The following is a 14,062-nucleotide window of genomic DNA, read 5'->3' as shown; positions in this document are numbered from 1 at the left end:
GGCGCCGGCACCTGCGAGAACCTGAGTGCCGGTTCAATGCATGAGAGGAACGGGAGCAGATCGAAGCCGACGGGGCCGACCGGAACGCAGGCTGCGCAGAAGGATGTCGGTCTGGTCTTTCAGGCGGTCGATGTCCTGCAACGTGTCACCACAGGCAACGGCCTCCCCGAGATGGGCCGCATGAGCGAGCTGGTTCAGGTTGTTGCCGATGCGCCCCAGCTCGCCCCGCAACTTCCGGATCTCGATATCGACAGTTCCGCCATGACGATGGAACAGAACCGCATCCTGGAGCAGAGTGCGGACCCAGTCCGCCGTTGTGGCATGGCCGAGGATTTGGGCCATCCTGCTCCAGCATGCCAGTTCGCCGGGAGAGGCTCGGATAGAAAGGCGAGAGGAGCGGATACGGGATGGAGATGGAGCGATAGGCATAACGGGGCATCCTGTTTTTCTGTGGGGGTCAACGGGGGAGGTACTCCCCCTTGCCAGCTGTTGAATGGGTAGCCATTCAACACTGCTGGCTCAGGACAAGAAGGCCTCACAGAACAGGATAGCAATTCAAGAACCGGATTTCAGAACGAGAGAGAAGAAAATAGTAATTATTTTATTTCACTCGAAGCCAATGCATCGTTTTCCTGATTTTTATTAAAAAATGAATTTCGGAACTCACTCTCTCCAAAAATATTGGAATACCCATGGGAATATCTTCTTTTAATTACGCGATGTTGATTTCTCTCGGCGCCGTAATTCATGAAAATACACGAATGACCCGAGGGAAATTTCATGACTGACCACCTTTCGCTTCAGGCACCAACCCAATCCGAAAAATACCTCACCCGACGCAGCGTTCTAAGCGGCGTCGCAGGAATTGCCCTTCTGGGATTCAGCAGTGTCCGAGCCGCCAGTGTTCCAGGCAGCGTTTCACCTCCAAGCGTCGTCAGTCAGCCCCCACGGGCATGGGGAACACAGGCAGGCCCGAGCTATGTGCCGGACCCGGATGTCATCACTCTCGACCCGTTCTTTAAAGACCTTACCTATTTTGCATCTCCCATCCGTCGCGTATGGGACCAGGGTGGCTGGCTGGAAGGCCCGGCCTGGAGTAACGAAGGGCGCTTTCTGGTTTTAAACGACGTCATCCGTTCCCGTGCCCTGCGCTATACATGGGAAACAGGCGCGATTTCAGACTTTCGTCCTGACAGTTATGCTGCAAACGGTAACTGTTTCGATTTCACGGGACGCCTCATTGTCTGCGAGGATTTTTTCCGACGTGTGGTCCGTTGGGAACATGATGGAAGCGTCAAAGTTCTTGCCGACCGATATAATGGACAGGGCCTGAACTCTCCCAATGATGTCGTACCCCATCCAGATGGAAGTGTCTGGTTCACCGACCCAGGCTACGGCACGAACCTGACCGAAGGCCATCCTGACGCACCGGGAGGACCGACAAATCCGGACGGAAAAATTCGCTGGAATATCGGGCGCGAACTTACTGGCGAAATTGGCGGCACAAAGCGCCAGGCTGACAATGTGTTTCGAATTGCTCCAGACGGGACACTCACATCTATCCTTCAGGAAAAAGACGTTCGTGACCCGAACGGCCTGTGTTTTTCAACGGATTATAAAAAGCTCTACCTCGTTTCCACACCCAAGGGTCCCGGTCAGACAGTTGGAGGAGACCAGGCCATTCACGTTTATGACGTTAATGGCAGCGTCCTGAGCAATGGGCGTATTTTCACCAATATGCAACTCAATGGCGCACAGATGAACCCGGACGGCATCCGCATAGACGTTTTTGGAAATCTGTGGTGTGGAGCCTCCGGCCCTCTCGGCTTGTGCGGTGTAATGATTTTCAATCCGGCAGGAAAGCTGATTGGACGGATCAGACTCCCTCAAGGCTGCTCCAACCTGACCTTTGGCGGTCCAAAACGTGACCATCTCTTTATGTGCGCGGCTGGATCTCTTTTCACACTCCAGGTCGGTGTGCAGGGATTTGCACCCTCTTGAGATAATATGAGGGACTCTACGCTCCTCCAAAAATACGCTGGGACGTAAATGCCCAGAGAGTTTCTGGCTTATCCGGCAGCCTGTGCAGGCGCAAACGGGTTCCGGATAACGGTCATATCGAACACTGACAGACCATCCTGCATATCTTCTGACAGAACTGTTTCGAGGCCGTTTTCAATGGCACAGGCCAGGATCATGCTGTCTAGGTCTGACTGATCACAGCGGCCAACCGTCAGGGAAGACGAGCCAGCCGCTCTGTCAGCACCTCATAAACCGCATCAGCATCAACCTCCCGAAGGACCAGCGCATTCTTCGGCAGGTCCGTAATGCCCCACCAGTCAATCACACTTGCCCCCATGGTCAATTCGCTTCCCGTTTCAATCCGAACATTGACCTTCCGCCCCCGATAAAGGTCCGGTCGCAGTAGCCACAGCACCGTATTAGGATCGTGCAGTGGGCCACCATCTGTGCCATATTTCTTTGCTTCAAAACGTTTCTCAAAACGTAGCCAGTCCACCACGATCTGCGATGTTTTATTGGGAAGAGTTTCAAGCCTGTGTAGGCGAGCGACACTGGTGTGCAACTGGTGCGTGATATCCAGAGGCGCCATGACGATGGGAACACCTGCCTCAAACACTAAGGCAGCGGCATGAGGATCAACATAGCTATTGAATTCTGCACTAGGTGTAATGTTGCCGACTTCCGAAAAAGCACCGATCATCGCCACAATCTGTTTGAGTCTTGACCGAAGTGCAGGTTCCTTTGTGATTGCAAGAGCAATATTCGTCATGGGGCCGATCGCACAGAGCGTCACGGTCCCGGCTTCACGCTCCATGACCGTCCGTATAATGAAATCAACGGCATGTTCAGAAGATGGCTTTCGGCTGGGCGGCGGCAGGACCGCCCCTTCAAACCCTGTCCTTCCATGAACATGCGCCGCATCGATAAGCGGACGTAACAGGGGCCGATCGGCCCCTGAACAGACTGGAACATCTGCCCGCCCAACGACGTCCAGCGCGACAATGGCATTTCGTGTTGTTTGGGCGAGCGAAACATTGCCTGCCACGGTCGTAACACCCAGAAGCTCAATTTCCGGGCTGGCCAGTGCCAGAAAATAGGTCAGCGCATCATCCTGTCCCGGATCGGTATCAATGATGATCGGCATAGGTGTGATCACGAGGGCATTCTCCGGCGTCTCCGGAAGGATGACACGCTCCTTCAGTCAGGCAAAGCCGTAATCAGCCCTCTGCCCCTTGTCGCTTCAACCAAAATGTGATGCCGACTTCTTGATCATCCATCCCCTCAATAGTTCATATCAGCCAAAACCCATAGCTTTTATGAACAGACATTTATCCAGTGCAGATCTTCTTGCGTTTCAAAGGAAATGGCACGACTGCCATGGGTTGGCCTTACCAGAACGTTTGCCAAAAAAATGGAAACAGATTTAGTCATGGAAAGGCCGCCGGGAGATTTTTCGGCCAACTTTCAGAAGGTTACGTGCGGGACAGTTCCCACATCTTAGGGTTAGAGCCCTAACATCTCGTACCACAAAGTCTATGGTCTGTAGCCAGCACATATATTCTGGCCTTTGCCATAAAGTGCCAAACCTTCCCTATAGTAACGTTTATATTAGCAAATTTCACTTATGATTTTCAGGGATGACCAAAAGTATATTTCTATATATTAAATATTGTTATGACACCTTCGATAAATTAAAGAGTATTTTTGCAATATAATAATTATAGATGACTATTTTCTTATATGGGAAAATACAATACCACTCATCCGCATTGCTTGCGAAAATTGGATTAATGCCTTTTGGAAATTAATGATCCCCATAGGGCAATTTCATAAAAATCGCCTATCCATAGCTTTATTTTATTCGAAAAATACATACCTTGATCATATCTGTTATATTTTCTTGATCTCATTTTAGCCTGAAGGTGATGACCTGATGCCAGATCTTTTCCAGAATGGTTCACAGGACAGCACCCGGTCCGTTCTGGTTGCCCTGCTGGCGAGTGCTATTGTCATCAGCGCCATCTGGATCCTCAAACCGTTCCTGCCTGCCACGATCTGGGCCGTTACGATTGCGGTGACCACCTGGCCCATGTTGCGACGCCTTCAGGCTCTTGTCGGAAACAGCCGCAGAGCCGCCGTTTCTCTCACCATTCTGATTGCGATGCTGGTCTTCATTCTGCCGCTCTGGCTCGCCATCACGACGGTTTCCAGTCATTTTGGCGATATTGTCAGCCTGCTTTCTTCATCTTCGACCCTTCATATTCCAGATGAGCCAAAATGGCTCGCGCGCCTTCCACTAGTGGGCCCACATATCGGACCGTTCTGGACCCGCCTGCAGCACATGCAATTCCCTGAAATGGTCCGGCAGATTGTTCCCGCTCCGGAAACCCTGATCCACACATTCCTGGCCTATGCGGGAAGCTTCAGTATCCTGGCCCTTCAGTTCGTGCTCACGCTGATCATTCTGGGCGTCCTACTCATGCGTGCTGAATCAGCGATCGCTGTTGCAGAAAGTCTTGTCACCATTTTGGCAGGCAGCCGCGGCAAGGAAATGCTCCAGCTCGCCGCCTATACGATCCGGGGGGTCGCATTTGGCGTGACCGTCACCGCAGTTGTCGAGTCCGCCGTGGCCGGGATCGGACTGAAACTTGCCGGGGCGCCTTGGGTCAGTATCCTGACCGCCGTGACTTTCATGGTCTGCCTGCTTCAGGCCGGGCCGGGCGTCACACTGCTCCCGGCTGTGGTCTGGGTCTATTTCGACCGTGGTCTAGCCCCGGCAGCACTCCTGCTCGTGGTCACCATCATTACGATCATCATCGATAACGTCCTGCGCCCGTTCCTGATCCGCAAACAGGCCGATATTCCGCTCATTCTCATCATGCTCGGCGTGATCGGAGGGCTCGGCGGACTGGGACTGGTCGGTATCTTCATCGGCCCTCTTATCCTGTCCGTCGCCTATACACTGACTAAAAGCTGGATCAGTGATTCACGCGCAAAGACCCCGTCTCTTACGTCGGACTCCTGACACCATACTTATCCTGCTTTTACAGTGCTGTATGCCTGCCGGATGCGCCGCGCCTGATGGATGAAATACAGCTTGGCCCCCGTCATCCGGACAGAACGGAACACCAGATAAAGCGGCGCCGTCAGGGCCGTGCGGGACGAGAGCGGGATATAGACTACCTGTCCGGCGTGATGCTGCTGCATGGACTGGGGGACGAGTGAAATCCCTAAGCCCCCAGCAACAAGGTTCAGGGCGGCCAGAAGCTGTGGACCTTTCTGGCGAATACGGGGCGTAAAGCCTGCGCCCAGACAGGCATCGACGATCGTCTTGTACAGGCCGTTATTGTACTGGCTCTGATACAGGATGAAGTCCTCGTCCTCGAGTTCAGCCAGCTTCAGACCCGCAGCAGGCGCCTCTTTTGCAAGACGATGGTTCTTCGGCACGGCCACTACCATCGGCTCTTCCACGATCAGTTCAACCACCACATCCGACACATAGGGAATGGACGTCCGGACAAAGGCGACATCCACGGTATCTTCCCGCAACGCCCCCAGAAGCTGGCTGGAATTGCCTTCCGTCAGCGTCAGCCCCACATCCGGCCAGGTTTCGCGGAACTGCCCCAGCAGGTCAGGCAGGCTTGGATGACACAGCGCGGAGTTGGTGAACCCGATCGACAGTTCACCAGCCTCGCCGCGTACAATCCGCCGGACATCCTCGACCGTCTCATCCATACGCTCGATGACATCATATGCCCCCTTGAGCATGCTGCGTCCCGCAGTCGTCAGACGCATGCCACGAGCGTGACGTTCAAAGAGCTGAACACCGAGTTCCTGTTCCATACCCTTGAGCAGCCGGGTCAGCGGAGGCTGCTGAATCCCGAGACGCTCGGCGGCACGCGTCAGATTGCGCTCCTCGGCGATAGCGATGACGGCATGAAGATGTCTGAGTTCGATCATCCCATACTTTTAAGGTATGATGAAACCTTCCCGCAAACATTGGTTTCCACCATGAAACCCCTTTAAGGTCCCCCGCGTCACAGATACATCCCTTGACCCGACAGGAACGCGCCATGACCAAGACCATTCCCGCCACACTCATCGCCGGTGACGGAATTGGCCCGGAAATCATGCAGTCAGTCACGACTGTCATGGATGCCCTCGGCACCCCTTTCCTCTGGGATCACCAGAGCGCAGGCGTAGGCGCGTTCGACCAGCACGGAACCGCCCTGCCCGAGGCCACGCTCGACAGCATCCGCCGCACAGGCCTCGTCCTGAAAGGTCCGCTGACCACCCCCGTCGGCAAGGGCTTCCGCTCCATCAACGTCACACTGCGTCAGGCCTTTGACCTGTATGCCAATGTCCGCCCGACCCAGACGATCGTCCCCGGCGGCCGCTATGAAAACGTTGATCTGGTCGTGATCCGCGAGAACATCGAAGGCCTGTATGCCGCAATGGAGCATTACATGGCCGTGGATGGCGACCCCGAAGCCGTGGCGTATGGTGCCGGGTTCAATACCCGCGCCGAATGCAACCGGATCGTCCGCTTTGCCTTCGAATATGCCGTAAAGAACAACCGCAAGAAGGTGACGCTTGTCCACAAGGCGAACATCCTCAAAATCCTGAGCGGCCTGTTCCTGCATGAAGGCCGCAAGGTCGCCGCGGAATATGAAGGCCGCGTGGCGCTGGAAGAGCGCATCGTTGACGCCTGCGCGATGGAGCTTGTGATCCGTCCCGAGAACTACGACGTCATCGTCACGACCAATCTGTTCGGCGATATCCTGTCTGACCTGACGGCCGGTCTCGTGGGCGGTCTTGGTATGGCGCCGGGTGCGAATATCGGCGAGAAAATGGGAATCTTCGAGGCCGTGCACGGCTCCGCGCCCGACATCGCCGGACAGGGCATCGCCAATCCGCTGGCACTGATGATGGCGGGCAGCATGATGCTCGCCCATGTCGGACGGCAGGACCTGTCCCAGCGTCTGGACGGTGCGATGAAGCAGATCCTTCAGGTCGAAGGCCTCCGTACCCGCGATCTGGGCGGCAAGGCCACCACGCAGGACGTCACGCAGGCCCTTCTGCGCGTCATTCAGTAATATTCTGACAGCCCTCCAAGGAACATTCCCATCATGAAACAGGTTGGACACGACCTTCTGGACTGCCAGCGCGACCTTTCGATCGAGGGGCGCTCCTATCGCTATTTCTCCCTACCCGTCGCGGCTGAAAAGCTGGGCGACATTTCGCGCCTGCCCGTCAGCCTGAAAGTGCTACTCGAAAACGTCCTGCGCTTTACGGATGGTTCGACCTACCGCGTCGAGGACGCGCAGGCGATCGTTGACTGGACGAAGAACGCCCACTCCACGCAGGAAGTGCCATTCAAGCCCGCGCGCATCCTGATGCAGGACTTCACCGGCGTTCCGGCCGTCGTCGATCTGGCGGCCATGCGCGACGGCATCGTCTCGCTCGGCGGTGATCCGCAGAAGGTCAATCCGCTCGTGCCCGTCGATCTGGTGATTGACCATTCCGTGATGGTGGACGTCGCCGGACGCAAGGACGCGCTCCAGCAGAACGTCTCGCTGGAATTCGAGCGCAATGGCGAGCGTTATGCGTTCCTGCGCTGGGGTCAGGAAGCGTTCGACCAGTTTCGCGTTGTGCCGCCGGGGGCTGGCATCTGCCATCAGGTCAATCTGGAATATCTGTCCCAGGTGGTCTGGACGGGAACCGTGGGCGACGTCACCTACGCCTATCCCGACACGCTGTATGGCACGGATTCCCACACGACCATGGTCAATGGTCTGGGCGTTCTGGGCTGGGGCGTCGGCGGGATCGAGGCCGAAGCTGCCATGCTCGGACAGCCGATTTCCATGCTCATCCCCGATGTCGTGGGTTTCAGAATGGAAGGGCGTCTGCCGGAAGGCACGACCGCGACCGATCTGGTCCTGACGGTCACGCAGATGCTGCGCGCCAAGGGCGTAGTCGGCAAGTTCGTGGAGTTCTTTGGCCCGGCGCTGGATCATCTGCCGGTCGCGGACCGTGCGACCATCGCGAACATGGCGCCGGAATATGGCGCGACCTGCGGCTTCTTCCCCGTGGATGCGCTGGCGCTCGACTATCTGCGCCAGACCGGCCGTGACGAACACCGCATTGCACTGACGGAAGCTTGGCTGCGGGCGCAGGGCATGTTCCGCGATGCCTCCACGCCGGAGCCGGTGTTCTCGGACGTTCTGACGCTGGATCTGGGCACGGTCACGTCCTGCATTTCCGGCCCCAAGCGCCCACAGGACCGCATCGAACTCTCCGCCGCCACCCCGGCTTTTGAAAAAGCCCTGACAGACGCATTGGGCGTCAAATCCGCCGACATCCACAAGACCGCGCCCGTCGCTGGCACGGATTATGCGATCGGGCACGGCTCCATCGTCATCGCCGCCATCACGTCCTGCACCAACACGTCCAACCCGGCCGTTCTGGTGGCGGCCGGACTGGTGGCGCGCAAGGCCAGAGCACTCGGCCTGATGCCGAAGGCCTGGGTGAAAACGTCCCTCGCACCGGGCTCGCAGGTCGTCACGGATTATCTGGATCGCGCCAATCTGAGCGCCGATCTGGACGCGCTGGGTTTCGAGACTGTCGGCTACGGCTGCACGACCTGCATCGGCAATTCCGGCCCGCTGGCGAAGGAACTTGTGGACGCCATTGAAGGCAATGGTCTGGTGGCGACCTCCGTCCTGTCCGGCAACCGGAACTTCGAAGGCCGGATTTCGCCCAATGTCCGCGCCAACTATCTCGCCAGCCCGCCGCTGGTCGTCGCCTATGCCTTGCTGGGGACGATGCGCGAAGACATCACGACGGCTGTTCTGGGATACGCACCCGATGGCACACCGGTTTATCTGCGTGATATCTGGCCCACCAACCACGAAATCGCAGAACTCGTCGGCTCTGCCGTGACGCGGGAAGCCTTCGTCGAGCGTTACAGCCACATCACGGAAGGCACGAAGGAATGGCAGGCCCTGGCCTCGGCCGGAACCTCGCCCACCTATGACTGGCAGCCGGGCTCGACCTATGTGCAGAACCCGCCCTATTTCGACGGTCTGACCGCCAAACCCGCGCCCACGAAGGACATTTCCGGAGCGCGGATTCTGGCACTTCTGGGCGACAACATCACGACCGACCACATCTCCCCGGCTGGTGCGATTGCGGCCTCTTCGCCTGCAGGTGTGTACCTTCAGGACCATCAGGTTGCGGTGAAGGATTTCAATTCCTACGGCTCACGTCGCGGCAATGACCGCGTCATGGTCCGGGGCACCTTCGCCAATATCCGCATCCGCAACGAGATGGCTCCCGGAACCGAAGGTGGCGTCACGCTGCATCAGCCCGATGGCGCGCAGATGTCCATCTATGATGCCGCCAGCCGCTATGCGCAGGACGGCGTGCCGCTCGTCGTGTTCGGCGGCAAGGAATACGGCATGGGCTCGTCCCGTGACTGGGCCGCAAAAGGCACGCGCCTGCTGGGCATCAAGGCCGTTATTGCGGAGAGCTTCGAGCGTATCCACCGCTCCAACCTCGTCGGCATGGGCGTCCTGCCCCTGACCTTCGAGCCAAGCACGACGCGCAAGACGCTGGGGCTGGATGGAACAGAGACGATTGCCATCCACGGCATCGAAACCCTGACGCCCCGCGCGACTCTGACCATGACGGTCACCCGTCAGGATGGCAGCACACAGGACGTCCCACTGCTGTGCCGTGTCGATACGGTCGATGAGGCGGAGTATTACCGCAACGGTGACATCCTGCCCTACGTCCTGCGGGGAATGGCCTCAGCAGACTGAAAAAATGGCGGGGCTTCGGCCCCGCCATTTTTGTTAACGTTTCAGGCCCGGCGGCTGAGAGCAAGCTTGAGACTGAACGCAATGAAAATCCCGCCCGTCAACCTGTCCATCCGCCGCACAACCACCGGGCTGGAAAGAAACCGTCCCAGCGGCACGGTCAGGGCGACGAGAAGCGCCAGCCACGAGAAGGACAGGATGGCCTGAATGGCCGTCAGCAGGAGCGAAAACTCCTGTACGTTCACATGCGGCGGAATGAACTGCGGCATGAACGTCATGTAGAAAATGCCGACCTTGGGGTTGAGCAGATTGGTCAGCAGGCCCCGGCGAAATGCCGCACGGGCATCGTCATGCACCGGGACCGTCTCCGCAGTCCCCAGCGAAGCCCGGGGATGCAGGATCAATCCGATCCCAAGCCAGGCGAGGTAAAGCGCGCCAGCCCATTTGACGACCGTAAAGGCCGTCTCGGACGCGGCCAGCAGCGCCGTCAGCCCGAAAGCTGCCGCCAGTCCCCAGATACCCAGCCCGAGACAGATCCCCGTAACGGCCGCCAGACCGGCCTTCCAGCCGGACGTCGTGGCGGTTCGCAGCGTCATGGCCGTGTCGAGGCCCGGCGTGATCGTAAAGACCGCAGCGGCAGCGGCAAAGGTCAGGAGGGGGATCAGATATGGATGCATGATCGAAACCTACACCGCGTTCTGCAAATCCCCAATCCCCCGCTTCTTCAACCCGCTTTTGCCGTTACCGGCAGACGAATCAGATAATCGAAGGCTGCCAGAGACGCCTTTGCCCCCTCACCCATGGCAATGACGATCTGCTTGTAAGGCACAGTCGTCGCATCACCGGCAGCAAACACGCCCGGCACAGATGTCGCGCAGTGATCGTTAATGACGATCTCGCCATAGGGACTCAGTTTCAGCGCCCCCTTCAGCCATTCCGTATTGGGCAGCAGGCCGATCTGGACGAACACACCATCCGTCTTGACCTGATGCAGACCGCCGTCGCCGTCGCTGTAGGTCAGGCCCGTGACTTCCTTGCCGTTACCCTCGATTTCCGTGGTCAGGGCATTGGTCAGGACCGTCACGTTCGGCAGGCTCAGCAGCTTGTCCTGCAGCACCTTGTCCGCCTTCAGATGCGCGCCACGCTGAAGCAGGGTGACGTGTGAGACGATACCGGCAAGATCGATCGCCGCTTCCACACCACTATTGCCGCCACCCGTCACGACAACCGGACGCCCCTTGTAGAACGGGCCGTCACAATGCGGGCAATAGGCCACACCTTTAGTGCGATATTCGTCCTCACCCGGCACACCCAGATGCCGCCAGCGCGCACCCGTCGCGATAATGACCGTCTTTGACCGCAGGGTCGCACCACTTTCCAAAACGATCTGGTGCAGGCCAGCGGTTTCCGTAGCCGGGATCAGCTTGGCAGCAAGCTGTGAGGGGATGATCTGCACGTCATACTGCCGCACATGGGCCTCAAGTGCTGCTGAGAGTTTCGGCCCTTCCGTTTCCTGCACGGAAATGAAGTTCTCGATCCCGGCCGTATCCATGACCTGACCGCCAAACCGCTCGGCCACAAGACCCGTGCGCAGGCCCTTACGCGCCGAATAAATCGCCGCTGCATCACCTGCAGGCCCGGCTCCGAGCACCAGCACATCGAATGGCGCCATGTCGTTCAGCTTTTCCGCCGAACGGGCAACAGAAGCCGTATCCAGCTTGGCAAGAATGTCCGCCACTTCCATCCGGCCCGACGCAAAGGGCTCACCGTTCAGATAAACCTGCGGCACCGAACGAATACCGAGGCGTTCCACCTCATCCTGAAAATCCGCGCCATCAATAGCCGTATGATGGATCTTCGGATTCAGCACGCTCATGGCATTGAGCGCCTGCACCACATCCGGGCAGTTCTGGCAGGACTGGGAGAAATACGTCTCGAAATGGAAGTCGCCGTCCAGCGCGCGGATCTGTTCGACCACATCCGCTTCGATCTTCGGCGGATGCCCGCTGACCTGAAGCAGCGCCAGAACCAGAGACGTGAACTCGTGCCCCATCGGCAGACCGGCGAAGCAGACCTGAACATCCGTACCGGGGCGGCGGATCACGAAGGATGGCGTACGCGTACCCTGCCCCTTGTCCGAAAACGTCACCTTGGGGGACAGGCTGGCAATGTCTTCCAGCAGACCGCGCACTTCGGTGGAACGGTCATCCGTGCCAAGGGTCGCCTCAAGGACCACCGCATCACGCAGGTACTCCATATAGGCGCGCATCTGGGTTTTCAGGTCGTCCTGAAGCATTGGGTTTCTCCGGATTTCGGGGTTTGGAATATCGAACCGGAAGACTGTCCGGTGCAGCCGCCTCCATGAAGGAGGCGGAGGCTGGTGGAACCCGAAGGCCCCACCATTATCAGATCCGGTGCCGGATCAGATCTTGCCGACGAGGTCGAGGGACGGCTTCAGCGTCTCGCCGCCTTCCTTCCACTTGGCCGGGCAGACTTCACCCGGATGGCTTGCGACGTACTGTGCAGCCTGGATCTTCTCCAGAAGCTCGGTTGCGCTACGGCCAACGCCACCGGCAGTGATCTCGATGTACTGGATCTTGCCTTCCGGATCGATCAGGAACGTGCCGCGATCGGCCAGACCGGCTTCCTCGATCAGCACGTCGAAGTTGCGTGCGATCGTGCCCGTCGGGTCACCCAGCATCGTGTACTTGATCTTGCCGATGGCCGGGGAGGTGTCGTGCCAGGCCTTGTGCGTGAAATGCTTGTCCGTGGAGACGGAATAGATTTCAACGCCCAGCTTGTCGAAAGCAGCCTGGTTGTCGGCGAGGTCTTCGAGTTCCGTCGGGCAGACGAACGTGAAATCAGCCGGATAGAAAAAGAAAACGGACCACTTGCCGAGAACGTCGGAGTCCGTGACCGTGAGAAACTCACCGTTGCGGAAAGCATCGGTAGAGAAGGGCTTCAGCGGGGAGTTGATGCGAACCATCAGACTGTCTCCTGACCTTGGGTTGAAGTTGTGTTGCGGACTCTGTGTCCCACAGAAAGAGAGGGACAGGAAACAGTTCCTGTCAATATGACTGATCGCCAGAACCGAATTGACGAGATGAAGATATCAAGACTCCCGATCAGGATGCGTGCCCCCTCATCCTGAGCCTTGGGTATTCCGCCGCTATTTCTTCATGACAGGCAGAACCGCACTTCCCCATTGGGGTATTCGGTCATATCTATCGGGGCATGAGCTACGTCCCCCTTTCCGGCCTTTCCCTGCGCGACATCGAATATGTGGTTGCGGTCGATGACCTGCGCAACTTCTCCCGCGCAGCGGAACGCTGCGGTGTCAGTCAGGCCGGGCTGTCCGAACAGGTCCGCAAGCTCGAACAGCTTCTGGATGTCACGCTGTTCGAACGCTCCCGGCGCCATGTTGCCCCGACCCCCGACGGCGAACGCCTGCTGGCACTGGGGCGCGACGTCCTGGCGGCGGCCCGCAACCTGCTCGAGGTCGCCCGTGCCCAGACCGGTCCGATGGAAGGGGCCCTGCGGCTCGGCGTTATTCCCACGCTCGGCCCGTATTACATTCCCGGCCTTCTGCCGCGTCTGCGGGAACACTATCCGTCCCTCAACCTGCGCCTGCGCGAAAGCATGACGAACACGCTGGTCCACGCCCTGCGCAACAGCGAACTGGATGTCGCGCTGATGGCGCTGCCAGCACCATCGGATGCTCTGGAAAGCGCGCCGCTTTTCGAGGAAGCCTTTCTCGCCGTATTCCCAAGCACGCATGAGCTGGCAAAGAAACCCAAACTGTCCCTCAGCCAGCTTGGCCGGCCGGACCTGCTCCTGCTCGAAGACGGGCACTGCCTGCGCGATCAGGCCCTGTCCATCTGCCCGACCGTCCCCCGCGACGGCGAAGAGCGCCTGGCCACCAGCCTTGAGATGCTGTGGTACATGATCGGCGCCGGTGAAGGTTTCTCCCTGATCCCCCAGCTTGCCCTGCGCAACCGCACGGATTTCGAGGATCTGATCACCGTCCGCAGCCTGCCCGAGCCCGAAGCACGTCGCACGATCGGCCTGACCTGGCGCGCATCAGACCCGCGCGGCCCCGTCTTCCGCGAATTCGCAGCCTATCTGCGCAGCATCACCCCGGAACACTGCCACGCCTGCACCTGAGGCCGATTGAAAGAGTTCAGACGTGTCCGGACAGGCAGATCCTTCGCAGCCAGCCA

The 14,062-nt window shown here is 58.4% G+C and carries 11 protein-coding genes; 5 read left to right on the top strand and 6 right to left on the bottom strand.

Going from position 1 to position 14,062, the window contains the following annotated elements:
• Positions 1 to 33 precede the first annotated feature (33 nt).
• The gene (mobC, locus tag GRO01_RS09975) at positions 34 to 429 is read right to left on the bottom strand and encodes a plasmid mobilization relaxosome protein MobC (protein WP_062511381.1); all 396 of its coding nucleotides are present in this window, start codon (positions 427 to 429) and stop codon (positions 34 to 36) included.
• 351 nt (positions 430 to 780) lie between these two features.
• On the opposite strand from mobC, the gene GRO01_RS09970 reads away from it, so the two are divergent.
• A complete protein-coding gene (locus tag GRO01_RS09970; RefSeq protein WP_062511379.1) occupies positions 781 to 2,001 on the top strand; it encodes an SMP-30/gluconolactonase/LRE family protein in 1,221 nt (406 codons plus the stop codon).
• Positions 2,002 to 2,233: 232 nt separating this feature from the next.
• Here the strand turns inward: GRO01_RS09970 and GRO01_RS09960 are convergent, their stop codons facing one another.
• Positions 2,234 to 3,166, bottom strand: coding sequence for a nucleoside hydrolase (locus GRO01_RS09960; RefSeq protein ID WP_062511376.1), 933 nt, complete (start codon positions 3,164 to 3,166; stop codon positions 2,234 to 2,236).
• 789 nt (positions 3,167 to 3,955) lie between these two features.
• On the opposite strand from GRO01_RS09960, the gene GRO01_RS09955 reads away from it, so the two are divergent.
• Positions 3,956 to 5,047: an AI-2E family transporter gene (locus GRO01_RS09955; RefSeq protein ID WP_062511374.1), complete on the top strand. Its 1,092-nt coding sequence runs from the start codon at positions 3,956 to 3,958 to the stop codon at positions 5,045 to 5,047.
• An 8-nt stretch (positions 5,048 to 5,055) separates the two neighbouring features.
• On the opposite strand, the gene GRO01_RS09950 is transcribed toward GRO01_RS09955, so the two are convergent.
• The gene (locus GRO01_RS09950) at positions 5,056 to 5,982 is read right to left on the bottom strand and encodes a LysR family transcriptional regulator (protein WP_062511373.1); all 927 of its coding nucleotides are present in this window, start codon (positions 5,980 to 5,982) and stop codon (positions 5,056 to 5,058) included.
• 113 nt (positions 5,983 to 6,095) lie between these two features.
• Here GRO01_RS09950 and GRO01_RS09945 point away from each other — a divergent pair, with 113 nt between their 5' ends.
• Positions 6,096 to 7,118 (top strand): isocitrate/isopropylmalate dehydrogenase family protein, encoded by a 1,023-nt coding sequence (locus GRO01_RS09945; RefSeq protein ID WP_062511371.1) that lies wholly within the window; start codon positions 6,096 to 6,098, stop codon positions 7,116 to 7,118.
• A gap of 33 nt (positions 7,119 to 7,151) precedes the next feature.
• Positions 7,152 to 9,845 carry an aconitate hydratase AcnA gene (gene acnA, locus GRO01_RS09940; protein WP_062511370.1) on the top strand — a complete coding sequence of 898 codons (2,694 nt, stop codon included), beginning with the start codon at positions 7,152 to 7,154 and terminating at the stop codon, positions 9,843 to 9,845.
• A gap of 41 nt (positions 9,846 to 9,886) precedes the next feature.
• On the opposite strand, the gene GRO01_RS09935 is transcribed toward acnA, so the two are convergent.
• The 3 genes from GRO01_RS09935 to ahpC form a co-directional block, all read right to left on the bottom strand.
• Positions 9,887 to 10,519 carry a LysE family translocator gene (locus GRO01_RS09935; RefSeq protein ID WP_062511369.1) on the bottom strand — a complete coding sequence of 211 codons (633 nt, stop codon included), beginning with the start codon at positions 10,517 to 10,519 and terminating at the stop codon, positions 9,887 to 9,889.
• A 47-nt stretch (positions 10,520 to 10,566) separates the two neighbouring features.
• The gene (ahpF, locus tag GRO01_RS09930; RefSeq protein WP_062511367.1) at positions 10,567 to 12,138 is read right to left on the bottom strand and encodes an alkyl hydroperoxide reductase subunit F; all 1,572 of its coding nucleotides are present in this window, start codon (positions 12,136 to 12,138) and stop codon (positions 10,567 to 10,569) included.
• Between the two features lie 126 nt (positions 12,139 to 12,264).
• Positions 12,265 to 12,828: an alkyl hydroperoxide reductase subunit C gene (gene ahpC, locus GRO01_RS09925; RefSeq protein ID WP_062511364.1), complete on the bottom strand. Its 564-nt coding sequence runs from the start codon at positions 12,826 to 12,828 to the stop codon at positions 12,265 to 12,267.
• Between the two features lie 248 nt (positions 12,829 to 13,076).
• On the opposite strand from ahpC, the gene GRO01_RS09920 reads away from it, so the two are divergent.
• Positions 13,077 to 14,006 carry a hydrogen peroxide-inducible genes activator gene (locus tag GRO01_RS09920; protein WP_062511363.1) on the top strand — a complete coding sequence of 310 codons (930 nt, stop codon included), beginning with the start codon at positions 13,077 to 13,079 and terminating at the stop codon, positions 14,004 to 14,006.
• The last annotated feature ends 56 nt before the right edge of the window (positions 14,007 to 14,062 follow it).

Origin of the sequence: Gluconobacter roseus NBRC 3990 (assembly GCF_006538885.1) — a bacterium.
Classification (GTDB): domain Bacteria; phylum Pseudomonadota; class Alphaproteobacteria; order Acetobacterales; family Acetobacteraceae; genus Gluconobacter; species Gluconobacter roseus.
Note: the sequence above shows the minus strand (reverse complement) of the source record. Positions and strands in the feature narration are given on the sequence as shown.